This is a genomic window from Ruegeria sp. BHSC276 (assembly GCF_059612945.1).
This window is the reverse complement of the sequence record NZ_JBXWRP010000003.1, coordinates 113,299-137,875: the sequence shown is the minus strand read 5'-3', so window position 1 is coordinate 137,875 and position 24,577 is coordinate 113,299. Positions and strand designations below refer to the sequence as shown.

The 24,577-nt window shown below is 64.4% G+C and carries 19 protein-coding genes, 1 tRNA gene and 1 CRISPR repeat array (1 of these 21 cut by a window edge); of the genes, 9 read left to right on the top strand and 11 right to left on the bottom strand.

Annotated elements, in window-relative coordinates:
* Positions 1-3,304: a CRISPR direct-repeat array (repeat unit 29 nt; unit sequence CGGGTCATCCCCGCGGGTGCGGGGAACAC) (it extends 512 nt beyond the left edge of the window).
* A 90-nt stretch (positions 3,305-3,394) separates the two neighbouring features.
* The 9 genes from cas2e to AC2FMD_RS04305 all read right to left on the bottom strand — a co-directional run bounded on the left by cas2e (position 3,395) and on the right by AC2FMD_RS04305 (position 12,376).
* The gene (gene cas2e / locus AC2FMD_RS04345) at positions 3,395-3,685 is read right to left on the bottom strand and encodes a type I-E CRISPR-associated endoribonuclease Cas2e (RefSeq protein ID WP_104009060.1); all 291 of its coding nucleotides are present in this window, start codon (positions 3,683-3,685) and stop codon (positions 3,395-3,397) included.
* A complete protein-coding gene (gene cas1e / locus AC2FMD_RS04340; protein WP_496794728.1) occupies positions 3,666-4,640 on the bottom strand; it encodes a type I-E CRISPR-associated endonuclease Cas1e in 975 nt (324 codons plus the stop codon). Before cas1e ends, cas2e begins: the two co-directional genes overlap by 20 nt.
* Positions 4,601-5,299, bottom strand: a complete 699-nt coding sequence (gene cas6e / locus AC2FMD_RS04335) for a type I-E CRISPR-associated protein Cas6/Cse3/CasE (RefSeq protein WP_496794727.1) — start codon at positions 5,297-5,299, stop codon at positions 4,601-4,603. The genes cas1e and cas6e overlap by 40 nt, the downstream gene beginning before the upstream one ends.
* A complete protein-coding gene (cas5e, locus tag AC2FMD_RS04330) occupies positions 5,296-5,997 on the bottom strand; it encodes a type I-E CRISPR-associated protein Cas5/CasD (protein ID WP_496794726.1) in 702 nt (233 codons plus the stop codon). The genes cas6e and cas5e overlap by 4 nt, the downstream gene beginning before the upstream one ends.
* Positions 5,990-7,057 (bottom strand): type I-E CRISPR-associated protein Cas7/Cse4/CasC, encoded by a 1,068-nt coding sequence (cas7e, locus tag AC2FMD_RS04325; RefSeq protein ID WP_496794725.1) that lies wholly within the window; start codon positions 7,055-7,057, stop codon positions 5,990-5,992. Before cas7e ends, cas5e begins: the two co-directional genes overlap by 8 nt.
* The gene (gene casB / locus AC2FMD_RS04320) at positions 7,054-7,584 is read right to left on the bottom strand and encodes a type I-E CRISPR-associated protein Cse2/CasB (RefSeq protein WP_496794724.1); all 531 of its coding nucleotides are present in this window, start codon (positions 7,582-7,584) and stop codon (positions 7,054-7,056) included. The genes cas7e and casB overlap by 4 nt, the downstream gene beginning before the upstream one ends.
* Positions 7,581-9,062, bottom strand: coding sequence for a type I-E CRISPR-associated protein Cse1/CasA (gene casA / locus AC2FMD_RS04315; protein WP_496794723.1), 1,482 nt, complete (start codon positions 9,060-9,062; stop codon positions 7,581-7,583). Before casA ends, casB begins: the two co-directional genes overlap by 4 nt.
* 68 nt (positions 9,063-9,130) lie before the next feature.
* Positions 9,131-11,683, bottom strand: coding sequence for a CRISPR-associated helicase Cas3' (gene cas3 / locus AC2FMD_RS04310; protein ID WP_496794722.1), 2,553 nt, complete (start codon positions 11,681-11,683; stop codon positions 9,131-9,133).
* 306 nt (positions 11,684-11,989) lie between these two features.
* Entirely contained in the window at positions 11,990-12,376 is a 387-nt protein-coding gene (locus tag AC2FMD_RS04305) for a terminase small subunit (protein ID WP_496794721.1), read from the bottom strand.
* A 655-nt stretch (positions 12,377-13,031) separates the two neighbouring features.
* Between AC2FMD_RS04305 and AC2FMD_RS04300 the strand changes: the two genes are divergently transcribed.
* Positions 13,032-13,421 carry a helix-turn-helix domain-containing protein gene (locus AC2FMD_RS04300; RefSeq protein ID WP_496794720.1) on the top strand — a complete coding sequence of 130 codons (390 nt, stop codon included), beginning with the start codon at positions 13,032-13,034 and terminating at the stop codon, positions 13,419-13,421.
* A 301-nt stretch (positions 13,422-13,722) separates the two neighbouring features.
* Here the strand turns inward: AC2FMD_RS04300 and AC2FMD_RS04295 are convergent.
* Positions 13,723-13,808: transfer RNA gene (locus AC2FMD_RS04295), tRNA-Leu, on the bottom strand.
* A 241-nt stretch (positions 13,809-14,049) separates the two neighbouring features.
* Between AC2FMD_RS04295 and AC2FMD_RS04290 the strand changes: the two genes are divergently transcribed.
* From AC2FMD_RS04290 to AC2FMD_RS04255, 8 genes are all read left to right on the top strand, one after another.
* The gene (locus AC2FMD_RS04290) at positions 14,050-15,093 is read left to right on the top strand and encodes a pyridoxal-phosphate dependent enzyme (RefSeq protein ID WP_496794719.1); all 1,044 of its coding nucleotides are present in this window, start codon (positions 14,050-14,052) and stop codon (positions 15,091-15,093) included.
* Positions 15,090-16,235, top strand: a complete 1,146-nt coding sequence (locus AC2FMD_RS04285; RefSeq protein ID WP_496712691.1) for a M24 family metallopeptidase — start codon at positions 15,090-15,092, stop codon at positions 16,233-16,235. The genes AC2FMD_RS04290 and AC2FMD_RS04285 overlap by 4 nt, the downstream gene beginning before the upstream one ends.
* Complete coding sequence (locus AC2FMD_RS04280) at positions 16,232-16,948, top strand: maleate cis-trans isomerase family protein (RefSeq protein WP_496743578.1); 717 nt, start codon at positions 16,232-16,234, stop codon at positions 16,946-16,948. The genes AC2FMD_RS04285 and AC2FMD_RS04280 overlap by 4 nt, the downstream gene beginning before the upstream one ends.
* Before the next feature lie 129 nt (positions 16,949-17,077).
* Positions 17,078-18,178, top strand: coding sequence for an ABC transporter ATP-binding protein (locus AC2FMD_RS04275; protein ID WP_496678447.1), 1,101 nt, complete (start codon positions 17,078-17,080; stop codon positions 18,176-18,178).
* 100 nt (positions 18,179-18,278) lie between these two features.
* Positions 18,279-19,373: an extracellular solute-binding protein gene (locus AC2FMD_RS04270; protein WP_496687336.1), complete on the top strand. Its 1,095-nt coding sequence runs from the start codon at positions 18,279-18,281 to the stop codon at positions 19,371-19,373.
* Between the two features lie 76 nt (positions 19,374-19,449).
* Entirely contained in the window at positions 19,450-20,724 is a 1,275-nt protein-coding gene (locus AC2FMD_RS04265; RefSeq protein ID WP_496713626.1) for an ABC transporter permease, read from the top strand.
* Positions 20,725-20,729: 5 nt separating this feature from the next.
* The gene (locus AC2FMD_RS04260) at positions 20,730-21,941 is read left to right on the top strand and encodes an ABC transporter permease (RefSeq protein ID WP_496713628.1); all 1,212 of its coding nucleotides are present in this window, start codon (positions 20,730-20,732) and stop codon (positions 21,939-21,941) included.
* 163 nt (positions 21,942-22,104) lie between these two features.
* Positions 22,105-23,325 carry an aminopeptidase P family protein gene (locus AC2FMD_RS04255; RefSeq protein WP_496713630.1) on the top strand — a complete coding sequence of 407 codons (1,221 nt, stop codon included), beginning with the start codon at positions 22,105-22,107 and terminating at the stop codon, positions 23,323-23,325.
* Between the two features lie 135 nt (positions 23,326-23,460).
* Here the strand turns inward: AC2FMD_RS04255 and AC2FMD_RS04250 are convergent, their stop codons facing one another.
* Positions 23,461-24,309, bottom strand: a complete 849-nt coding sequence (locus tag AC2FMD_RS04250; protein WP_496742717.1) for a fumarylacetoacetate hydrolase family protein — start codon at positions 24,307-24,309, stop codon at positions 23,461-23,463.
* Positions 24,310-24,577: the final 268 nt, after the last annotated feature.

The following is a 24,577-nucleotide window of genomic DNA, read 5'->3' as shown; positions in this document are numbered from 1 at the left end:
GAACACGCGCCGGTATTGGTCGCGGATGTATTCCACGGCGGGTCATCCCCGCGGGTGCGGGGAACACGAGCGTCTTTGCCCATGTTATTGCGGCATGTTCTGGGTCATCCCCGCGGGTGCGGGGAACACGCGGCCTTGGCAGCGGCCACGGGTGGGGAGCACGGGTCATCCCCGCGGGTGCGGGGAACACTTTGCGCCAATCCGGCTTCCTGCTCCACCGTGCGGGTCATCCCCGCGGGTGCGGGGAACACAGCGTTATCAACCTGACGTATGACCGGTATGGCGGGTCATCCCCGCGGGTGCGGGGAACACCGCGCGAAGGTGGACCGGAATTTCGTGTAGTCCGGGTCATCCCCGCACCCGCGGGGAACACATTAAACGGCTGGACGCACTGCAACGCCGCATCGGGTCATCCCCGCGGGTGCGGGGAACACAGCCCCCGTTCCCGAAGGTGCGCGCAGTCGTTCGGGTCATCCCCGCGGGTGCGGGGAACACAGCCCCCGTTCCCGAAGGTGCGCGCAGTCGTTCGGGTCATCCCCGCGGGTGCGGGGAACACGGCGAACTGTCCGCCATGGCGGGTGACGGTGGCGGGTCATCCCCGCGGGTGCGGGGAACACGATCCCCAGCGCCTGAGCGCCGCAGAAGAATACGGGTCATCCCCGCGGGTGCGGGGAACACTTCCCCTTTGTTTCCGTCCATGCGTCAATCCCCGGGTCATCCCCGCGGGTGCGGGGAACACTTTGGCGACAATCTGCACACCCGGTCGGCAATCGGGTCATCCCCGCGGGTGCGGGGAACACCCGCTAAGCCAATTTGCGCCGTACCCCTCGGCCGGGTCATCCCCGCGGGTGCGGGGAACACTTTTCGGCCTTTGGCTTGCGCTCCTGCTTGCCCGGGTCATCCCCGCGGGTGCGGGGAACACTCGGCTTTCGCTTCCCGCATGGTGCCCCGTGCCGGGTCATCCCCGCGGGTGCGGGGAACACCGGCGCACCTCTGCCAGATACCAGGGGTCCGGCGGGTCATCCCCGCGGGTGCGGGGAACACCGGCGCACCTCTGCCAGATACCAGGGGTCCGGCGGGTCATCCCCGCGGGTGCGGGGAACACACGACAGACGCCCACCACGTCAGAGAATCTGGCGGGTCATCCCCGCGGGTGCGGGGAACACAGGATCAAGAGGGGTATTCGCGCGCCCGACGCCGGGTCATCCCCGCGGGTGCGGGGAACACATACAGGACTGGATCGGGCTGTCCGAGGGCGGCGGGTCATCCCCGCGGGTGCGGGGAACACGCGCATCGGCCCAAAGGGGAAACCATGTCGCGCGGGTCATCCCCGCGGGTGCGGGGAACACCGCAATCGCCTGCTGCATGTTGTCCAAGTCGCCGGGTCATCCCCGCGGGTGCGGGGAACACTTTGATGAAACCGTGGACGTGGTTACGGCAGGCGGGTCATCCCCGCGGGTGCGGGGAACACAAAAGCTGGTCTTCAACAGCAAGGACCACGGCCGGGTCATCCCCGCGGGTGCGGGGAACACGGGTTTTCCGCAAAACTTGCGGGGGTTTTGTGCGGGTCATCCCCGCGGGTGCGGGGAACACACCCCGGCCCCCTATACATAGGATCACGCCCGCGGGTCATCCCCGCGGGTGCGGGGAACACCAACATTCAACGCGGGGCAGGGAAAACCCGACCGGGTCATCCCCGCGGGTGCGGGGAACACGGAATCACCGTGCTACACGGTTGAAGGTATGCCGGGTCATCCCCGCGGGTGCGGGGAACACGAACAATCGTTCTCGGGCAGCAGGATCGAGTTCGGGTCATCCCCGCGGGTGCGGGGAACACCCCACCATTTTCGCCAGCGCCAACACATCCAGCGGGTCATCCCCGCGGGTGCGGGGAACACTGCACAGCACGACGCAAAGCCTCTGCCCAGTCCGGGTCATCCCCGCGGGTGCGGGGAACACATTGGAAAGGCGACTATCTCCGTGACCTGAGCCGGGTCATCCCCGCGGGTGCGGGGAACACCATCGATTGAAGCATTTGCCATTGCGTCAGTGCGGGTCATCCCCGCGGGTGCGGGGAACACGCTCTACCCCCGTCACCGTGCGACCCCCTGCGCGGGTCATCCCCGCGGGTGCGGGGAACACTGCTCTTGGGTCAGCCCCTTTGCCTCGCGCAGCGGGTCATCCCCGCGGGTGCGGGGAACACTTGCTATCCATCACGATTTGCATTGATGTTTCCGGGTCATCCCCGCGGGTGCGGGGAACACACTTCGTGGTGGTGGTGTCTTGGGGTGGTTTTCGGGTCATCCCCGCGGGTGCGGGGAACACCCTTGCGCATGTCGTCATTGTTCAACATCGTTCGGGTCATCCCCGCGGGTGCGGGGAACACGTAGGTGGTGCGGGAAATCGTGGCCCCGTTCAGCGGGTCATCCCCGCGGGTGCGGGGAACACGGGGTTCAATGCCGATCCGTTTGGTGATTTCGCGGGTCATCCCCGCGGGTGCGGGGAACACCTGCCAGTCCCAGAGGTCGAATTCGTCTTTTTCGGGTCATCCCCGCGGGTGCGGGGAACACAGCCCGCACCTTGCGGTCAGGTACGCCGCAGGCGGGTCATCCCCGCGGGTGCGGGGAACACGCTAGGGCGGCAAAGCCGCCCTGGCATTTAGGCGGGTCATCCCCGCGGGTGCGGGGAACACATATTGCCGCTTTCAATGTAACCCCCTGTTTCCGGGTCATCCCCGCGGGTGCGGGGAACACGCGCCATCAATGATCTTGGCAGCGGTCAGGGTCGGGTCATCCCCGCGGGTGCGGGGAACACTGAAACCGTATATTCGGAGGTTATGCCATGTGCCGGGTCATCCCCGCGGGTGCGGGGAACACCCACTTGTCTTTATCGGGCGGTGCCTGTATGTCGGGTCATCCCCGCGGGTGCGGGGAACACTCAATGGCCGCAGCCTGGAAAGGCTGGCCAAGGCGGGTCATCCCCGCGGGTGCGGGGAACACATCAAAGAAGAAGCAATAGCCCGCAGCCTGTTCGGGTCATCCCCGCGGGTGCGGGGAACACGTTTTTCCAGCCCGAAAAAGTCCCAGGCATGACGGGTCATCCCCGCGGGTGCGGGGAACACTATGCGGATGTGATTTGCAGCGGCACACCGGCCGGGTCATCCCCGCGGGTGCGGGGAACACGCCCGGTGTTGCCCGTGCCCACGGTTGTAACGCGGGTCATCCCCGCGGGTGCGGGGAACACTACCGGAACAAGGGCGTCTGGCATCTGGTGATCGGGTCATCCCCGCGGGTGCGGGGAACACTCTGGCTGGAACATATTGAAAAACAACGAGTTTGTCACCCGTCGAATTTCCACCGATGATCTTGGCCGGATTTTTCAACCGCCCGGGGCCTCAGCCAGGGCCGTCGCGCGGGGCGAATTGCACCAGGGTCAGGCCGTCGAAATCCACCGGCATCCGGCGGTTGCGGCCCACCGTGCGGAAGGCAAAGCCCTGATCCGTCGGCGCCGCCCAGCACATCACCGCGTCGCCCTCGGCGATGCCGGCCTCGACCTGCGCCCAGATGCGATCGCGCACCCGGGCCGAGTAGCGGCCCACATAGACCCCGGCGCGGATTTCCAGCAGCCACACCGCCAGCCGCCCCCGCAGGCGCGGCGGGGCGTTCTCAACCGCGATGACCATCATCGCCGCCTCCCTCGCCGTCGCTGAAGGCCGGGCCGACGCCCTCGGGCGCGGGCGCGGGTTTGGGCAGGTCGCCCGCCGACAGGACCTCTTCGATGCCGGGAATGATTTTGCTCAACAGGCCACTCTTGCGGAAAGCGTCGCGGCAGGCCAGCCGCACCGCGCGTTCGGGCGGCATGTCCAGCTTGCCCTTCTGCGCCTGGGCGGCGATGCGAAAAGCCTCGGGCACCACGGTGTCCAGCTTCCACAGATCGGCGATGTCATAGACGAAGCTGCGCGGCTTGCCCCGGTGCAGAAACCCGATCGCGGGCGCGTATCCGGCGGCCAGCACCGCCGCCTCGGACAAGCCGTGCAAACAGGCGGTGGCCGCCGACAGGCAGCGGTTGGGGATGTCGGCGCTGTCCCATTGGCCCGGATCATAGCGGCGATGTTTCCATTTGACCCCGAATTTGCGTGCAAACAGTTCATAGCCATGGCGCACGCGCTGCCCCTCGATCCCGCGCAGTTGGTCGACCGAGCGGCGGGCCGGGGGATCTTCGCCGAAGCGGCGGGCGAACATGGCCCGCACCACCCGCAGGCGGGCGCCCTCGTCCAGCGCCAGCGCCGCCTGCCACAGCAGCTTGTCGGCGCGCGCCCCGCCCGGTTGCCCGGCGGAATAGAGCCGCACGCCGCCCTCGCCCACCCAAGTCACCAGCGTGCCCGCCTGTGCGGCCAGCGACACCGCCGCGTGGCTGATCCGCGCGCCGGGTTCCAGCATCAGGCAGGCGATGCCGCCCACGGGGATATGGGTGCGCATGCCCTCGGCGTCGATGGCGACAAAGGCGCCGTCCTTCACGTCGATCTGCGCGCGTTCGACGAAAACCATCGCCGCCCGTTCCCTCAGCGGGATGGCTTTGGGCGGCGGCAGGCCCGGCAGGCTCATCGCGCCCGGCGGATCAGCATCAGCCCGCAGCCCCACGCCTTGGCCCGGCCAAAGCCGCTGGCCAGCGCGGGCAGAAAGGCGGCGGGGTCGGTGACTTCGACCTCGCCGGTCAGGTCCAGCACGCCGTGGGTCAGCCCCCGGCGCGCGCCCCGGCCCAGGGTCAGCACGCGGTAATCCTGCACCGCGACGCTGTGCGGAGTGAACCCCTTGGCTGCGCCCTGCCGCGCCATCCAGCCCTCGGCCGCTTGCTGCGCCAGCCGCATCCGTTCGGCCGCGCGGTCGGGGCCGGGCACGTCGCGCAGCAGGTCCATCACCACGTCGACGCGGCGGCTCTGGCCCCGGCGGGCGGATTTCTCCATCCGGCTGACCACCGCCCGGTCGCGGGTGGCGTTGGCCCGCAGGGAAAACAGCAACCGGTCGCCGGGGGCGAGCTGCGGGGCGAATTCCTTGGTTTCGGGCGGGCAGAACAGATCGTTGGCCAGCGGCGGACGGGCCGAGAGGGTAAAGAACCGCCCCCGCCCGTCGGCCCGCCACAGGAAATCGCGGGGCCGGTCGCGCGCGTCGCCGAACAGGGTCCAGATCAGGCGGTGATGGGCGTCGGCGCGGGCGTTTTCATCCGCCGGGTCCAGCACGCCCGACAGGGCGCGGGTGGGCGCGTATCGGTTCAGCGTCAGGCGCGAGAAATACAGGCTCATGCCTTGGCCTCCGGTCGGTGGACATGCACGATGCGCGGCCCGTAATGCCAGCCCGTGCGATCCAGAGGTTCATCCCAGACAGTTTCCTGCATCGCCCCGTCGATGGCCACATCCGAGGCGATGGCCAGCGGGCGCCGCCCCGCCAGCCAGAGCGGCAGCACGACCTGATCCAGCGCCGCCACCACATCCGCCCCCTGCACGATGCGCGGGGCCATGGGCGCGGCCAGCGGGCAGGATTTGCGGCCCAGATAGGGGGTGAACACGGGCCGTTCCAGCGCGGCTTTGGCCGCCTCAAGGTCGTCTCCGCCCCCAGAATCCGTCCCGCCCCACAGGGCCACGCCAAAGGCGCAGTCACAGCGATAGTCGCGCCTTGTGATCACGGGATTGTCTTTTGATTTCAGCGCTTTCAGGGCCTGCCGTCGGGTATCGGGGCGCTTGATGTTGGCGCTGGGAACCGTCTGCACGGTGTGGAAATCCTGCAGCGGCACGCCCTCGGACAGCACCGAGACCGCCACCTGCCACCGCCGCAAGGCCCCCTGCCCCGCCGCATCGTCGCGCCGCACGCCCTGCGCCGCGCCCAGCAGGCCCAGAATTGCCGACCGCCCCGGCCAGCCGCCCGACCCGCGCCGTTCATGCCCGGCCAACCCGCCGAAACTGCCCATGGGCGCGGTCAGCGCAAAGACCAGATATTCAGTCATCCAGCACCGCACCCCGCACGAAGGCCTTGATCTCGGCCAGGCTGCCGATGCCCTGTTCCACATCCATCAGCGCGCTGGCCTCGGCACAGGGGCCATAGGCCTGATCCATCCGCTCGGCCATCTGTTGCAGCGCCGCGACCGATCCGGCCATCAGCGCGCCCTCGACCGGCTGAAAGAACGCCCCGGCCAGGCTGCGCGGTTGCTGCGCCCCGCGTTCGGCGCGGATGAACCCGGCGCGGGTCTGGTGGGCGAAACTGTTGCGCTTGCCCGAGGGCGTGGACACCGCCAGCGCCTCGGCCAACGCCTCGGCGGCGCGGGCGGCCAGATCGCGGTCCCCTTCGAGGTTCTCGAGCAGCAGATCGCGGTCGATGCAGGCATAGAGGTAATAGACCCCCGATCCGAACCCCGCATCGCCCACGAACCCCGCCCCGGCATCCTCGGCCGCGGTCTTGAGGTCATCGACGGCGGTATAGAAATCATCCTCGACCAGCGCGCGGTGGGTGGTGATGGCGTGGCTGACCTGCACGGCGGCCTCGCGATTGAAATCCGGGTCATCGGCCAGCATCCGCCCGAACATGGCGATGTCGGCGGCGCCGTCGGCGGTGCGCAGAACCATCTTCTTCAGCTCGGCATTGCCGGGCAGAGGCTCGCCGGCGATGGCCTTCTGCGCCAGTTCGGTCGCCAGCGCCTGTTCCTGCGGCGACACGAAGGCCAGCTGGCGGGTGCGCACATGGCCCTTCTTTTCGGCCTCGGCATCCAGCTTGCCGAACACGTCGGCGATCTGCTTGGCGGCATCGCGGGCGGCGTCGCCCTCAGCCCCGGCCTCCTTCAGCGCCTGTTCGATCACCTCGCCGATGCGCTGGGTGCGCGCGCCCATGTGGCCCTGCAGCGCCTGCTGCATCACGTCCGAGATCCGCGCCGCGCGCTTGATCGACTGGCTCGAGATCCGCAGCCGCGGCTGACCCCCGAACACGGCCGATTTCGGGCGGCCCTGATCGTCGCGGTTGGGGTTCGACGGCGGATAGACGGTCAGGTAATGCAATTGGACGAAACGGCTCATGCCTCACTCTCCTCGGACATCTGTTCTGTTTCGGGCGCCGCCTGCGACGCCCCGTAATAGTCGAAACACCAGCTGGCGCGGGTGGCGTCGGTCCACCAGCGCAGATCCTGCGCCAGACGGGCCACGTTTGCCCCCTGCCCCACCACCGCCAGCGCCCGGCGCAGCTGGGTGGCCAGTTCGGCCGGGTCGCGGGTGCGGATCAGCCGGTCGAACCGGATCTCGCTGAAGGGTTTCGGATCGCCCTGCCCCATCCGCTGCGCCAGCCGCGGCCCCGTGTGTTCCTTGACCTGCGCCAGCACCATCGCGATCAGCGCCAGCCGGTCGGGCGCGGACCGCATGTCAAGGCCCGCCGCGGCCAGTTTCCGGTTCAGGTCATGCACCGCCCGGATGGCCAGCGCGTCCACCGCGCCCCCCGCCCGTTTCAGCCGCGCCAGATCGGCCCGCGACCGGCCGATCGACGGGTCGGTCAGCCCGCGCCACCAGCCCAGGCAGATGGTGCCGAAATCGCCGCTTTTGTCTGTGCTCATGTGCGTGCCTCCGCTTTGGCCTTGCGTTTGGTTTTGGGCGCGGGCATCCGCAGCGCCTTGAAGACCTTCACGCCCACGCCCCCATAGCCACTGAAAGTTGACAGCAGGCTCTTGCGCGCCACCACCGCTGCCTGCCGCCGGGTTTCGGACAGATCGGCCAGCCCAGGCATCACCTCGGCGTCGAAGATCCGCAGCGCCGCGCTGCGCAGATCCTTCAGCCAGTCGCTCGGCACCCGGTCGCCCTGCCCGTTCACCACGTCGCGCAGCCGCGCCTCGAACGGGGCCTGGGTGGCGGCAAAGAACATCTCGCGCGACCGCGCCGCGGCGCCGGAGGTCAGGTCGTCCTCTCCCCTGCCCTGCCGCACCGCGCTGGCCAGCGCATAGCCCGCCTGCTCGGCCGCCTCGACCAGCCGCCCGGCCAGATCCTCGCCCTGTGGGTCCAGCGGAAAGACCGGCGCTTCGGACCAGATGAAGTCCAGCGGGCTCATGTTCGACATGGCCCAGCCGCCCACCAGCAGCCGGCAGGGCGCGCTGTCGGTGCGGTTCAGAAAGGTTTCCAAGCATTGCGCCCGGTCCGCCCCGTCATTCATCAGCACGATGCCGCGCCAGTTGCGATAGCCGAAGGCGCCGGGCTTGGGGTGTTTACAACGCTTTTCATTTTTGTCGTGATAGTACGGACTCAGCGGGTGCAGCCAACCGTAGTACATGGTTCCATGTTTTTTCTGCACAACCTTTCGAATCTTGCCCTCGGAGTGTTCCAACCGCAGACGGCGCGGCTGACCAAAGAACACTTCTGGATGCGGTATGTCACCGTCAGGCGGCACAGTTAGTTGTTCGTTCTCTGAAGTCTCGGTGGGCCGCATCCAGGGCAGTTCGTCCAGCTCGTCCGCGCCCAGCGGCACCCCGTCGGGCACATTGGCCCAGATCAGCGGCCACAGCCCCGGCGCCTCGGGACGCACCAGCGTCACCATCGGCCCGCCGCCCCGCATCGAAGTCCGGTTGCCTGCCCCGCCCGAGGGCGCAAAGGCCTGCAACGTATACAGCGCCATCGCCGCCAACGCCGGGTCCAGCCGGGAATAGCGGGCGCGTTTGACCATCAGGTCGGCGTTCTTTTTCGCGGTGCTTTCGCCCGCGCTGTCGATGAACAGCATGTCGGGCGGGTTCAGGCTGCCGTCGATCGGGTCGAAATCCTGGAGGAAACGCGGGCCATCGCCCAGCAGGTTGAAGGCCGGGGCCAGCGGCGCCAGCGCAGTGCGCAGCGCCCGTTGGTCGGGCTGGCGGGTTTTCCAGTCGTCGGCATCCTGCGGCGGGCAGGCCAGATAGACCAGCCCGATCAGCAGCTCGAGACAGGCCAGATTCAAATCAGCGCGCGGCCAGTCGGGGAACAGAACATCCGGCTCGGCGATCTGGTCGGGACGGATCACATCGCGGCCACCGGTCCGGCGAACCGGAATCCAAGCATCGGTAATAAGATTCAACAAATACAAACCTTTAAATGAACGTTCCTCTTCACTCAACCTGAGGATGCGCTATCATTTTGATATTTTCAATCCCAAATCGCGCCCAACTCGGGATCATAGCGCAGCCCCTCGCAAATCCGCCCGTCCGGCCCCAGCGGGGCGATCAGCGTGTAGGTCGCGCGAGCCTCGGACCAGCCCTGCTTGATGCGTGCGATGGCCGGGTCGGTCTGGTCGGGCGGGGTCAGCTTGTCGAACCGTGGTTTCGAGACTTGCAGTTCCGACATGGCCCAGCCGTCCGGCCCGTCACCGGCATAGGGTACCACTCCCCCTGCCCCACACCGCGCCAGCGCCAGCGTAACCTGCGGCACGCCCAGCCGGGTCGGGAACTGTTCGTCGTCCCACACCTTGCGCATGGCGTCCTGGGCAAAATCCTCGGCAGCCGAGATCAGGCAGTTCTCGGCCAATTGCCGCTCGACCATCTGCTGCCCGATATGCTCAAAGCTCGCCCCCTCCAGCGCCTCGGGCAGGGGCAGCGGGTCGGCGCCCTCGACTGCCTCGATCAGGGAGCGCAGCCCGTCCGGGGCGTGCAGTTCGCCGGCGTCGAACAGGGCCCGCGCGCTGCGCCACGTCACAGTGGGCGGATAAACATAGGCCCCCGCCCCCAGCACCTGATGCAGCCAGCGGGCGTTGTCCACCCGGTCGGGATCGGGCGACAGCACATGCAAGACAGGCTCAGGCACCCGTCGGGTCGGCGCGGGCCGCACATCCATGTGCCGCCACAACCGCCCTGCCCTCTGGATCAGAGCGCCGATCGGCGCAAGGTCGCTGACCATCACGTCGAAATCCAGATCGAGGCTCTGTTCCGCCACCTGGGTCGCCACTAGAACCCGCCCTGCCCGACCCTGTCCCGATTTGCCGAACACCGCCTGCAAGGCGCGTTCTTTTTCCAGCCGGTCGCAGATGGCAAAGCGGGCGTGCAGCAGGTCGGCCTCAACCCCGGCGGTGCGCAGGGCCTCGACCGCCTCGATCGCGTCATCCACCGCATTGCGGACCCAGATGCAGGCGGCCCCCTGCGCGCTGGTTTCGGCGATCAACTGCACCGCCTGCGCGGGATCCGGCAGGCGGGTCACGCCAACCCGGCGCACGGTGGGTTCGGCCGGGCTGACAGCTGTCAACTCGGCGGTGGTGGTGGCGATGGTCAGGGCCGGATAGGGCGCGGCGGGCGGGTCGGCGGCCGGTTCGGCCGAACGGCGGCAGCCCCGGCTGGGGCGCAGCGGGGCCAGACCGGCCTGGAATGCGGTGACGAAGCCCTGTTTCATCCGCCCCGGCAGGGTTGCCGTCATCACCACCGCCGATCCGCCCAAGCGGGCTTGAAAGGTCAGCAGGCGCTTCAACTGGGCCTCCATGTAGGGGTCATAGCTGTGCGCCTCGTCCACGATCAGCACCTTGCGCGCCAGGGCCCGCAGCCGCAGCGCGTTGAACCGGGTGGGCAGAACGGCAAACAGCGCTTGATCTATGGTGCCGATGCCAATGTCGCTCAGCAGGATGCGGCGGCGGTCATCGGCCAGCCAGCGGGTGCAATGCGGGCCGGGTTCGGGGTTGGCGCCATCGCCACTGATCAGGCTGCGGAACCCTTCGGACAGAGAGGCACGGCCATGGGCCAGACCCAGCGTCGGCGCGCCGTCGAACAGGGCGGGCGCGGCGGCCTGGACCCGCGACAGCATCGCGTTGGCGGTGGCCATGGTGGGCAGGGCGAGAAACAAGCCATCCGCCTTGCCGGCCTTCATCATCCGCGAGGCCAGGATCAGCGCGGCCTCGGTCTTGCCTGCGCCGGTGGCGTCCTCGATCACCGCCAGAACCGGGCCGTCAGGCAGGGCGCAGTCGCGGGCGGCCTGCTGCATTGGGCGCGGGGAAACGTCGGGCGGCAGGATACGCGCGTCTCCCGCATCGGTCACCGAGGCCGCGTACAACCCCGTTGCCGCCACTGCACGGTCGGCCTGCGCGTAGGCCCGCGCCCAGTATGCGGCCACGGGCATGTCGGGCGCGGCGGGCGGGAACCATTCGGGGTTAGAGCCGATCCAGTCGCTTTGCACCACCAGCCCGTTCAGAAGCCAGGACAGGGGTTTGGCGCTGGTCGCATCGATGCCATCCAGCGACGCGCCGGGAAACAGCCCAGCAACGGCCCGAATCGCCTGTTCGGCATCTGCCACGGCCTCAGGGCCGATCTCTTGCAGTTGCTGTTGACGTTCGCTGGCCGTGGGTGTCTTGCGCGGGCCGCCGTGATGGCCTGCGATCGCCTCATAGAGGATCCGGCGCACGATGTCCGACCCGCCGAGCAGGTCCGCCAGCACCGCATCGTGGTGCCGCAGCAGCAGGGCGCTGTGTTCCCAATGGCGCCAGATCTGCCCACGGACCTCGCGCACCATCGCCTGGAAGGAATTGCTGATCTTGCCCAGATCATGCAGCGCCACCAGCAGCGCCAGCGCGGCATCAGTGGCGCCGCCGCGGATCGGACGGGCGGTCAGCAGATGCCGGGCCACGGCGCCGACATCCAGCATGTGCCACAAGGCAGGGTGCTCGGACGGGTGCGATTTTCCGGGCCATTTTTCAGCTAGGACACGAGTGGCAGAATTGTCCAAAGGAACCTCTTCTAAGACTGCCCATTCAGAATCAACCGGAAGATATTCAGAGCGAACTTAGTTGCAAATCGCAACAGAGTCGAAAATTGAGTCAAACATTCAATCAACAAGGCCGCTCCTAGAAACCCTTAGCTTAGGAAAGTCCGGATCAGCGCGCGTCAATAGGTTGAAGCTACGAACTTCACTACTCACACTAGGCGATGCCTCATTATTTCACACCACAAATAAATGACACCAGCTTTGACCTAGATTATCCGAGATCGGACCGCAGTGGAGCTGCATCTCGAAGTACGGCAACAAATATCTTCATGAATGAAATCTGCTGTCGCCAATGACACTGGTCCTACTCGAATCCAATCTAAAGTAACGGCAGGGCGCATAGACGTGCTGCGTCAGCTCGCGTGGGTCTGCTGTGGCGATCTGGGTCCAAAGCTCTACGACGCCCTCAGCGTCCAGCATGGCCTTGCTCTCGACCTGCCTGCGGCCCTCCGCGATGGCCTCGGAAACTCTAACATTGTCCAACAGGCGGGGGCCTTGGACGTGGGGCTGCTTGTAGCCCGCTGTACGGGCCGCTCCGGTGGCGTTGGGGTCGGCCAGGTATGCCAGCACGAAATCACGCTGCCGCACGGTCAGATCGAACTGATCTAGCCATGTGGTGTCTGCGAGTGCGGGATTGTCGGTCGTGCTGCTCATTCCGGGGGCGGGCCTCTTGCGCCTCAAGATCGCTGTCACAGTAAGCGACAAATCGCAATCGGGCAACAATCTTCATGCGCCCATCACCACCACCAATATTGTTTACTTCTTTCTTTAGTGACCCCGAGGCGACCCCTGTTTGACCCCAATCCTGACCCCGACTTGACCCCGGAGTTACATTTTAACTAACAAAATCATACGGATAACTGACCCCGAACCTGACCCCAGCTTGACCCCGATCCTGACCCCGATCTTGACCCCGGCTTGACCCCGGCTTGACCCCGATCCTGACCCTGGCTTGACCCCGACCCGACCCCGGAAGCGTAAAATACTATTTTATATCAGGAATTTACCTGACCCCGATCTTGACCCCAACCTTGACCCCTAGCCTGACCCCAGCATGCGTCCCATTTTTTCGCCCGCGGCCCTTATCTATTTGTTGCAAATTGCAACAAGGCCCTCCAAGAGTGAAACACTAGAGGGAGAAAATGGAAAAGATCATCGAACCGAGTTGGTCGCTTTGGCACTGTAGGAACAAGCCCAAACGCCCGATCGAATCGTTGCGCACCAGCTTGGTATCGTCACCCCTAGAACACTCACCTTTCCCTTCAAAAAGCAGTCGCAATAAACACTGAGCCACATCCAACACACCGCAATGCTGCAGAAAGCAATGGGAAGAAGTACCAAACGAACGCCGGCGAATTTTGACGGCGAAGGACGTACGGAGCAGAATATGAGACTACGCATCAAGGAAGCTCGCCTCGCAAAAGGCCTGAACCAAGAGGAAGTCGCGGAAAGGATCGGTTTGTCTCGCTCGTATTTTGCGCAATTGGAAAGCGGAACTCGACAGCTTACACCGCGAAAACAGGTCGCTATCGCGGAAGTTCTCGGCGTAGATCCAACCGATCTTGTCGACTTCAGCGCTCCCGACAAGGATGACGAGGCCCTTCTCATTGAAGCCTTCCGCTCGCTGTCCCCAGAACAAAGAAAAGCTTGGCTTGAGTGGGCGCGGGTAGCGATAGGATCCAAGGAAGACGCTAAGTGAAGGTTGGCAGCCGGTAGCCTCGCTCTGACCCACTGCTAACCAAGCCAAAACTCGCCGCTGCCATGGAAACACCCCTTCTATTCTCGACTCCTCTTTGCGATACGGGGCTCGCGGCGACCGACCAATAGTCAGCGACAGATTCTGAAGGACTCTAGGGCCAGTCTGGTGAAGGTCGAGGATCTGGAAAACCTGATCGAAGGAAGAGCGGCCTAATACTTCAAGATGGGGGGGGCCAATGGGGGGGCTGCGAAAGCGGCCCCTCTTTTTTGTCTTTGTTTTACAGGTATTTGGCTGATTTTCGTGGTGCGGGCGGTGGGACTCGAACCCACACGGCGCCAAGGCCTTCGGATTTTAAGTCCGATATGTCTACCATTCCATCACGCCCGCAACCGGCCAGCGGAGCGAAACACCGGGGCCGAACTGCGGAACACTTACAGCTAACTTGCGGGATTGCAAAGCCCGTGAGGGAAGGGGCACCGTCGGCGGGTTCTCGGCGTAGTGGGTGCATCAACCTTGGCCCCCACCCGAACCCAGCCAGATCGAGGATTCCCGCATATGCAGGCTGAAGTCGCCTTGACAGAACGAACTGCGTCGCATCTCGTCATCCGGAACACGCTGGAAAACCGAGATGCAAGTCGCCAAGAACGAACATAGGGCCGGATCCAAGCTGATACCATCGGCCCCATACCCATCGACCGATCCTGAAAAGGTGTCGGATCTGATCGCCCGGTGTCCGGTCGCGTCCCGCACTCCTCTGGTGGACGGCAGCGCGCTGGCGCCCGTGGCCAGCCTTTGGATCAAGGACGAGCGTGCGCGGATGAATCTTGGGTCGTTCAAAGCCTTGGGCGCAGCCTACGTGATCGCAAGTCACGCGAATGCTGTGTCCGGGCAACCCGACGGCACCACCCTGAATGGGCGCACCTATGTCACCGCCAGCGCCGGCAATCACGGGCTCAGCATGGCGGCCGGTGCGCGCGTCTTCGGCGCCCGGGCCGTCGTCTTCATCGCGGACACGGTACCCGAAAGCTTTGCCGAGCGCCTGCGTGATCAAGGGGCCAGTGTCGTCCGGGCGGGGAATGACTATGCCGCCAGCATGTCCGCCGCCAGCGCTGCCGCGTCGCGGAATGGCTGGACCCTGCTGTCGGACAGTTCCTGGGAGGGATACACCGACCTGCCTCATCTGCTGATGGAGGGCTATCTGCAGATGGCGGTCGAAACGGTCGGGCAATGCCCCGAGGTGCCGACGGTGATCCTGTTGCAGGCCGGGGTCGGCGGCATGGCTGCCGCGGCGGCGGCCTATTTCCGCAAGGTTTGGGGTGATGTCCCCAGGATCGTCGTGGTGGAACCTGACGCCGCGCCTGCCCTTCAGGCAAGTATCGCCGCCGGGCAATGCGTGTTTGCCGACGGCCCGGACAGCATCATGGGGCGGCTGGACTGCAAGGAACCTTCGTTGATCGCACTGAACGGTCTCGCGCGGGATGCTGATGTGTTCCTGACTGTGACGGACGAGGACGTCGTCGCGCAGCTTCCAGCGATGGCGCGGGCCGGGCTTGCAACCACGGCTTCGGGCGGCGCGGGGCTTGCTGCGGTCATGGACGACACAATGCGCTCGGCCCTGGAAATCGGCACCGATGACCGCGTACTATGCATCCTGACCGAGCGACCCGCATGAGGGGGTTCGACCGAACAGAATACCAGGCCCGCACCCAGCGCGCACAACGTCGGATGGCAGAACTCGAGGTCGATGCTCTGCTTCTGACCACGGAGCCCGAAGTCCGGTATTTCTCGGGGTTTCTTACCCGGTTCTGGGAAAGCCCCACGCGTCCATGGTTTCTGGTCATCCCGGCCCAGGGCGACCCTGTCGCCGTGATCCCGTCGATCGGGGCCGCGCTGATGGGGCGAACCTGGATCAAAGACATCCGCACCTGGAGCGCACCCGACCTGTCCGACGACGGCGTATCGCTGTTGGCCGACACGCTGCGCGAAGTCGTGGCCGACAAGGGCCGGATCGGCTGCCCCGACGGGCACGAAACCCATCTGCGCATGCCTCTGTCCGATTTCCGTCGGTTGCAGGACCAAATCGGCCAACGTCGGATCACCGGCGATCACGGTATTCTGCGCGACCTGCGGATGGTTAAATCCGCCACCGAAATCGCCAAGATCCAGACCGCCTGCGCTATAGCCGGACGCGCCTTCGACCGGGTGCCCGAAATTGCATCCGCAGGTGTGCCGCTGGCGCAGGTTTTCCGCGCCTTCCAGATGCTGTGCCTCGAGGAGGGGGCCGATTGGGTGCCGTACCTTGCCGGTGGGGCTGGCCATGGCGGCTATGGCGACGTGATCTCGCCCGCGTCCGAGAGCCCCCTGGCGCCAGGGGACATACTGATGCTGGACACCGGTCTGGTATGGGACGGCTACTTTTGCGATTTCGACCGCAACTGGTCGGTCGGCCCGCCCGAACCGGCCGTCAGCACGGCGCATGCGCGGTTGGTCGACGCGATCGAAGCAGGTTTTGGCGCGGCACGGCCCGGAGCGACGGCCGCAGACCTGTTCCAAGCGATGAACGACATTCTGACCGATGGCGGACCCGGCACCCAGGCCGGGCGCCTGGGGCATGGGCTGGGCATGTCCCTGACCGAATGGCCATCGCTGATTCCCACCGACACAACGGTTCTGCGGTCAGGGATGGTGCTGACGCTCGAACCGGGTATCGCCGTCCCGGGCGGGATTCTCGTTCACGAAGAAAACATTGTGATCACCGAGAACGGCGCCCGGTTTCTTAGCCCGCGCGCCGGGCGCGAGGTGCCCCGGATATGACCACATTGCCCTACGCACTCGACGTGGAAGACCACGCCAACCGACCGATGGGCTTGATCGTTCTGCAGGCCGACGAAACCATCGAAGGCGACTTCAGGCGTCTGTTCGCGGAAAGCTCCGCACCGCTTCATGTTGCGCGCATCCCCAGCGGGCTGGAGGTGACGACCCAGACGCTGAGCCGAATGAAGCAGGCCCTGCCGGCGGCCGCGGACCTGTTTCCGAAGGGCCGCGAATACGGCGTTGTGGGCTATGGCTGCACGTCGGCCAGTTCGGTGATCGGATCGGCCGAGGTCGAATCTCTTGTCCGCGGATCCTGCGTCACCCGTTCGGTAACCGACCCACTGCGTGCGACGATCGCCCGCGCCCGCGACTTGGGCGTTTCGCGGTTTGCCCTGTTGTCCCCCTATGTCGAGGAAGTCAGCGACTCGTTGCGGACAGCCTTCTCGACCGCCGGGCTTTCGACCGATGTATTCGGCACTTTCTGCGTGGCAGAAGAGTCGAAAGTGGCGCGGATTTCGTGTTCGTCGATCGTCGAGGCGGCGGTTGCACTTGGGCAAGACAGCGCGGTTGATGCGGTATTTCTGAGTTGCACGAACTTGCGAACCCTGGATGCGATCCCTCACGTTCAGGCCCTCATCCGCAAGCCGGTCCTGTCCAGCAACACGGCGCTTGCATGGCATATGGCACGGCTAAACGATGATCGGTTCCCCTGAAACTCACGGCCGTTTCCGCGCTGGGACGATTAAATTGGTTGCAAGCCGCCGGACGCTACGTTTTAATTTGGTGCAGGATCAATGGAATCCGGGCCAACCGGATCTGGAATTGACGCGACAGGGGGTCTTGTGACCGAAACAACCAGCGACGCCGCGTTTGTCGAATTTCGGCGCGTGCAAAAATCATATGACGGCGAAACGCTCGTCGTGAAAGATCTCAATCTTGCCATGCCGAAAGGCGAATTTCTGACCATGCTGGGCCCGTCGGGCTCGGGCAAGACGACTTGCCTGATGATGCTGGCCGGGTTCGAAACCGCCACCCATGGCGAAATTCTTCTGGGCGGCAAGCCGATCAACAACATTCCGCCGCACAAGCGCGGGATCGGCATGGTGTTCCAAAACTACGCTCTGTTTCCGCATATGACCGTGGCCGAGAACCTCTCGTTCCCGCTTGAAGTGCGCAAGATCGGCAAATCCGAGCGCGAACAGAAGGTGCAGCGGGCGCTGGACATGGTACAGATGGGCGCATTCGGCAATCGCCGGCCGGCGCAGTTGTCGGGGGGCCAACAACAGCGCATCGCCCTGGCGCGGGCGCTCGTGTTTGAGCCGGAACTGGTGCTGATGGACGAGCCGCTGGGCGCGTTGGATAAGCAACTGCGCGAACACATGCAGTTCGAGATTACCCGCCTGGCACACGAGCTGGGCATCACCACGGTCTATGTGACCCATGACCAGACCGAGGCGCTGACGATGTCGGATCGTGTCGCAGTCTTCGATGACGGCCGCATCCAGCAGCTGGCCCCGCCCGATCGACTGTACGAGGAACCGGAAAACAGTTTCGTCGCGCAATTCATCGGCGAAAACAACACCTTGGAAGGTGTGGTGAAGTCCATCAACGGGGACACTTGCATCGTGACCCTGGACGACGGATCGGAAATCGACGCGGTGCCGATCAACGTCCGCCAGCCCGGCGAGCGCACCAAGGTGTCGATCCGGCCCGAGCGGGTCGAGTTCAACAAGGATCGTCTGAGCCCGGACGCGCATACGCTCAAGGCGGTGGTTCGCGAGTTCATCTATATGGGCGACGTATTCCGTTTCCGCATGTCGGTGGCCGGCAATGACGAGTTCATCGTCAAGACCCGCAACGCCCCGGATGCGGTCCGCCTGCAACCCGGCCAGGAGATCGAGATCGGCTGGCTGGCACGAGACTGTCGCGCGCTGGACGCGTGAGCGTCCTGCCGCGCCAGACGGTCAACTTGGAAGGATCGGCCGACGAAAACCCGTGCGTCGGTCGACCAGTGACAACAACGGGGAAAACTGGGAGCTGAACATGAAACCAACAAAATTCCTGCTGTCGGCTGCGGCCGCAGCCATCACGGCCGGCGCGGCTTCGGCCCAGGACATGGCCCTCGTGTCCTGGGGCGGCGCCTATCAGGCATCGCAGCAAAAAGCCTATGCCGAGCCGTACATGGAAATGAACCCGGGCGTGAACATCGTCTGGGATGAAAGCTCGGCCGAGGCCGTGGCCAAGCTGCGCGCCATGAACGAGGCGGGCAACATCACATGGGATGTGGTCGACGTGGTCGCCTCGGACGCCATTCGCCTGTGTGACGAAGGTCTGGCGATGGAAATCGACCCGGACACCCAACTGGCCCCGGCACCCGATGGCACCACAGCATCCGAGGATTTCGGCGATCTGCTGGTCAGTGATTGCTTCATCCCGCAGATCGTCTATTCGACCACCTTCGGCTATCGCACCGATCTGGTCGGCGACACGCCGCCGGACGACATCTGCGACGTGTTCGACCTCGAGGCCTACCCGGGCAAGCGCTCGCTGGAAAAGCGCCCGATCAACAACATGGAATGGGCGCTGCTGTGCGACGGCGTGGCAAAGGACGAAGTTTATGACGTTCTGGCAACCGACGAAGGTCAGGACCGTGCCCTCAAGAAGCTGGACACCATCAAGGACAGCGTCGTGTGGTGGTCAGCCGGGGCTGACACTCCGCAGTTGCTGGCCGATGGCGAGGTCGTCATGGGCTCGACTTACAATGGCCGTCTGTTCAGCCTGATCGAAGAGCAGAAGCAGCCCGTCGCAATGCTGTGGGATGCGCAGGTGTTCGATCTGGACGGATGGATCATTCCCGCGGGCCTCAGCGACGAGCGTAAGCAGCGCGCGTTGGACTTTATCTACTTCGCGACCGACACGCAGCGTCTGGCGGATCAGGCCAAGTACATCTCGTACGGCCCGGCACGCAAATCGTCGGCCCCGTTGGTCGGTCAACACGCCGAACTGGGCATCGACATGGCGCCGCACATGCCGACCGATCCGAACAACGCCCAGAACACTTTCCTGTACAACTACGAGTTCTGGGCCGACTACCGCGATGACATCGACGCCAAATTTCAGGCGTGGCTGGCGCAGTAAGCGCAGCTTACACAACTAAAAACGGTTGGGGCGGCCTGCCGCCCCAACCCGACCCAAGCTAACCCAAGGGGCACGAATGACTGACGCAAGCCAAACCGCAGGGCCAATGCTGGCGGCGGATGGAACGCCACTGAAACAGTCTCTGGCGCGCTCGCTGAGGCGACAGAAACTGCGCGCACTGTTGTTGATTGCCCCCTTGCTGATCTTCGTTCTGGTCTCGTTTATCGTCCCGATCGGCTCGATGCTGTTCCGGTCGGTGGAAAACAACATCGTAAAGGACACGCTGCCGCTGACCGTCGAGGCCTTGCAAAGCTGGGACGAAAAAAGCGGTGAACTGCCGGACGAAAACGTTTACGAAGCCTTTGTCCGCGACATGATCGTCGCGATCGACAACAAGGAACATACCCGTCTTGGCACGCGGTTGAACTATGAAGAGACCGGCATGTCGTCGCTGTTCCGTCGTTCGGGCAGGCAAATCAAAAAGCTGGACCCCGAAACCGACGGGCCGTTCAAGGACAAGCTGATCGACATCCATGATGGCTGGGGTGACGTGAAGACTTGGCAGGTGATCAAGACCCACGCGGTGCCGATCACCAATGGGTATTTCCTGAACGCAATTGACATGCGACGTACCCCCGAAGGCGCGCAGCCTCAACCCGAAGACAAGCGCATTCTGGTAAAACTGTTCGGCCGCACATTGTTCATGTCGCTGGTCATCACCGGCGCCTGCATACTGCTGGCCTATCCAGTCAGTTACCTGCTGGCGACGCTGCCGATGCGCGTGTCGAACATGCTGATGATCCTGGTTCTGCTGCCGTTCTGGACATCGCTTCTGGTGCGAACTTCCGCCTGGAAGGTCATGTTGCAACAACAGGGCGTGATCAATGACACGCTGGTCTGGCTGGGCCTTGTGGCCGATGACGCGCGATTGATCATCATCAACAACCAGATCGGCACGATCATCGCGATGACGCATATCCTGCTGCCGTTCATGATCCTGCCGATGTATTCGGTGATGCAGACGATCCCGCCATCCTACACTCGCGCGGCCAAATCCATGGGCGCGACGAACTGGACCACGTTCTGGCGGATCTATTTCCCGCAGTCCATTCCGGGCATCGGGGCGGGCTCGATCCTCGTGTTCATTCTGGCCATCGGCTATTACATCACGCCCGAAATCGTCGGCGGCACCAAGGGCGTCTTCATCTCGAACCGGATCGCCTACCACATCTCGTCGTCGCTGAACTGGGGGCTGGCCGCGGCGCTGGGAACGATCCTGCTGGCGGTGGTTCTGATCCTCTATTGGGTCTACGACAAGATCGTGGGCATCGACAACGTGAAGCTGGGATAACCGACATGGCCGCTCTGACTCCGATTTCGCGCAAACCCCTGTCGATGGTCCTGCCCAGCGTCGCCCTGGCCGGAGCCTTCGCCGGTATCTTTGTCGGCGCGGGCAACGGTTCGGTGCCGACCGGCATGATCGGCGGCGCCATTCTGATCGCCGGGCTTGCCTGGATCTACATCGCGCTGCTGAAGAGCGAGCGGCTGGCCTATTGGATAAACATCCTTGGCTTCGGCTTGGCTGGCTTTCTGTTCGCGGGCATCGCGGGCGGTATTCTGGGTCTGCTGGGCGGCTGGTTCTTTGTCTGGTTCACATACTGGCTGTACGAGGGCCGGTATCGCCGCAAACTGCTGCCTTACCTGACGGCGCAGCAGGTGTTCTATCACTACTTGTTCCGAGTGATCTGCGGCGCGATCTTCGTATTCCTGATCACCCCGATCCTGGTGGTACTGCCATTGTCGTTCAACGCGCAGGACTTCTTTACCTTCACCCCGGAAATGCTGCGACTGGACCCCGAGGGCTACTCGCTGAAGCATTATCAGGACTTCTTTACCAACAACGAATGGCAGCGCAGCTTCAAGAACTCGCTGATCATCGCGCCCATCGCCACGATCATCTCGGTCTCGCTGGGCACGCTGGCCGCCATCGGTCTGAGCCAGTCGCATGTGCCCGGGCGGCGGGCGATCATGGCCATCCTGATTTCGCCGATGATCGTGCCGCTGATCATCTCAGCCACGGGCATGTTCTTCTTCTACAGCGACATCGGGCGGTTCCTCGAGGGCACTCTGGGCATGAACAAGACCTTCGTGGGCTACCTCAAGGTGATCCTGGCCCACGCGGTTCTGGGCATTCCCTTCGTCATCATCACCGTGACCGCCACCCTGGTGGGCTTTGACCGGTCTTTGACGCGGGCCGCCGCGAACATGGGCGCGGGTCCGGTGCGGACCTTCTTCAAGATTCAGATGCCGCTGATCCTGCCCGGTGTGATCTCGGGCGGGCTGTTCGCCTTCATCACCTCGTTCGATGAGGTGGTCGTGGTGCTGTTCGTCGGATCGGCCAGCCAGAAGACCCTGCCCTGGCAGATGTTCACCGGCCTGCGCGAGCAGATCAGCCCCACCATCCTGGCCGTGGCCACGATCCTCGTCGTCATCTCGATCGCGCTGCTGACCACGGTCGAGCTGCTGCGGCGGCGGTCAGAACGTCTGCGCGGGCTGACACCGGCTTGACCGGCGGCATTTGCTGATCTAACGATTTTTCTGTTCACCCTCTGCTGCGATGGCGTCGCAGCACCCAAAGGGGTGATCGGCTCTCGGACCCCGAGACCGCCTGTCCTGTACGCCGGGACATGTGGCCGGGCTTTGCACGTCCGGCAAAGAAACGAGAGAGCACATGACAGACCTTTCAAATCGCCCCGAATTCTTCACCTGCCACAACGGCGACAAGGCGCCCCTGCCCTTCAGCCGGGCCGAGTACGACCGCCGGCTGACCAAACTGCGCGCCATCATGGCGCAGCGGGACATCCCGGTCGTTTTGCTGACCTCGATGCAGAACATCGCCTATTACTCGGGCTTTCTGTACTGTGCCTTCGGCCGGCCCTATGGCTGTGTGGTGACGCAGGACAGCTGCACCACCGTGTCGGCGAATATCGACGCGGGCCAGCCCTGGCGCCGGTCGGTCGAGGACAACGTGATCTACACCGACTGGAAGCGCGACAACTACTGGCGCGCCGTAGCCAGCCTGATCGGGAATGCCCGCCGGATCGGCATCGAAAGCGACCACATGACGCTGGCCGCACGCGATACGGCCCTGTCCATGCTGAACCAGCCCGAGCTTGTGGACATCGCCCCCGACACGATGGCCGCGCGGATGGTCAAATCGGCCGAAGAGATCGAGTTGATCAAGAGCGGTGCACGCACGGCGGACGTGGGCGGCGCGGCCATCCATGCCGCGATCCGTGAAGGTGCCACCGAGATCGAGATTGCCATGGCGGGCCGCGACGCGATGGAGATCGAGATCGCCCGCGCCTATCCCGACGCCGAGTACCGCGACACCTGGGTCTGGTTCCAGTCAGGGCTGAACACCGACGGCGCGCACAACCCGGTCACAAAACGGGCGTTGCAGAAAGGCGATATTCTGTCACTCAACACCTTCCCGATGATCTCGGGTTATTACACAGCGCTGGAACGCACCCTGTTCCTGGGCGAGCCCGACGCAGACAGCCTGCGCCTTTGGCAGGCCAATGTCGCCGCCCACGAACTGGGGCTGAGCCTGATCAAACCCGGCGCCACCTGTTCCAGCATCACCGCCGAGATCAATCGGTTCTTCGCCGATCAGGGCCTGCTGCAATACCGCTCGTTCGGATATGGGCATTCCTTCGGCATCCTCAGCCACTATTACGGCCGCGAGGCCGGTCTTGAACTGCGCGAGGACATCGACACGGTGCTCGAGCCGGGCATGGTCGTGTCCATCGAGCCGATGCTGTGGATTCCCGAAGGTCAGCCCGGCGCGGGCGGCTATCGCGAGCATGACATCCTGGTGGTGCAAGAGGACGGGGCCGAGAATATCACCGGCTTTCCTTACGGACCGGAACACAACATCATCGCAGCGTGACAGCCAAGATCGCCGGCGCGTGAGAAGCGCGCGCCGGCCAAGCCAGTCCGAGAGGGGCCTTTGTTCAGACCGGTTGCGGCGCGCAAGCGTACCCTGCCTGCCGCCCGCGTGCCACGGCGCTGATCCATGCCCGGATCAGTCGTCACTGCGCACCCTCTGACGCTGATGCCCCAAACCGTCGATCCTCAGTTCCATCACGTCTCCATCCCTCAGGTAGACCGGCTGAGGCTTCATTCCCATCCCGACCCCCGGCGGCGTACCCGTCGAGATCACGTCGCCCGGATGCAGAGTGAACAGTTGGCTCAAATGCTCGATGATCTCGGCCACTGTAAAGATCATGGTCGCCGTGTTTCCGGTTTGCATGCGCTTGCCGTTGACTTCCAGCGCCATTCCCAAGGTCTGCGGGTCGGCGATTTCGTCACGCGTCACCAGCAAGGGGCCGGTCGGCCCGAACGTGTCGCAGGATTTTCCTTTGGTCCATTGTCCGGTCAACTGCATCTGGAAATGGCGCTCGGACACGTCATTGACGATGCAATATCCGGCGACGTGGTCCAGCGCGTTTTCACGGCCGACGTATTTGGCCGTCTTGCCGATCACCACGCCCAGCTCGATTTCCCAATCGGTATGCGTCGACCCGCGCGGGATCACCACGTCGTCATAGGGACCGACGATGGCCGAATTTGCCTTGAGGAACAGAATGGGATGTTCGGGAATGGCTGCGCCGGTTTCGGCGGCATGGTCCGAGTAGTTCAGACCAATGCACAGGAATTTTCCGATATTCCCGACGCACGGGCCGATCCGCGGGTTGCCCTCGACCAAAGGAAGGGCCTCGGGGTCCAGGCGGCTCAACCGGGCCAGGCTGGCATCATCCAGAGTGTCCCCCGAGATGTCCGCAACATGCGCCGAAAGATCCCTCAATCTGCCTTCGCCGTCCAACAGCGCTGGTTTTTCTGCCCCGGCATCTCCGTAGCGTACAAGTTTCATGTGCCCGACCCTCCACCGTCGTTTTTTTCTCCCCTCTGCCATATTGCCGAATGGGATGCGACGAAACCAAAATCACACCTCGAACATGGTGGTCAACCACTCGTCCGGATTGGATCTTCCAGAGCGGATTGAGCTATTCTCCGGCAAGACCCGGGTAGTGACGCATGCTGCAATTTGCAGCGTGCCGATTGTCAACGCGACGGGCAAGACCGTGCTAAATACCCTGAATGTCGAAGAGATCACTGCCGGTCTGCAAGCCGGCTCGGAG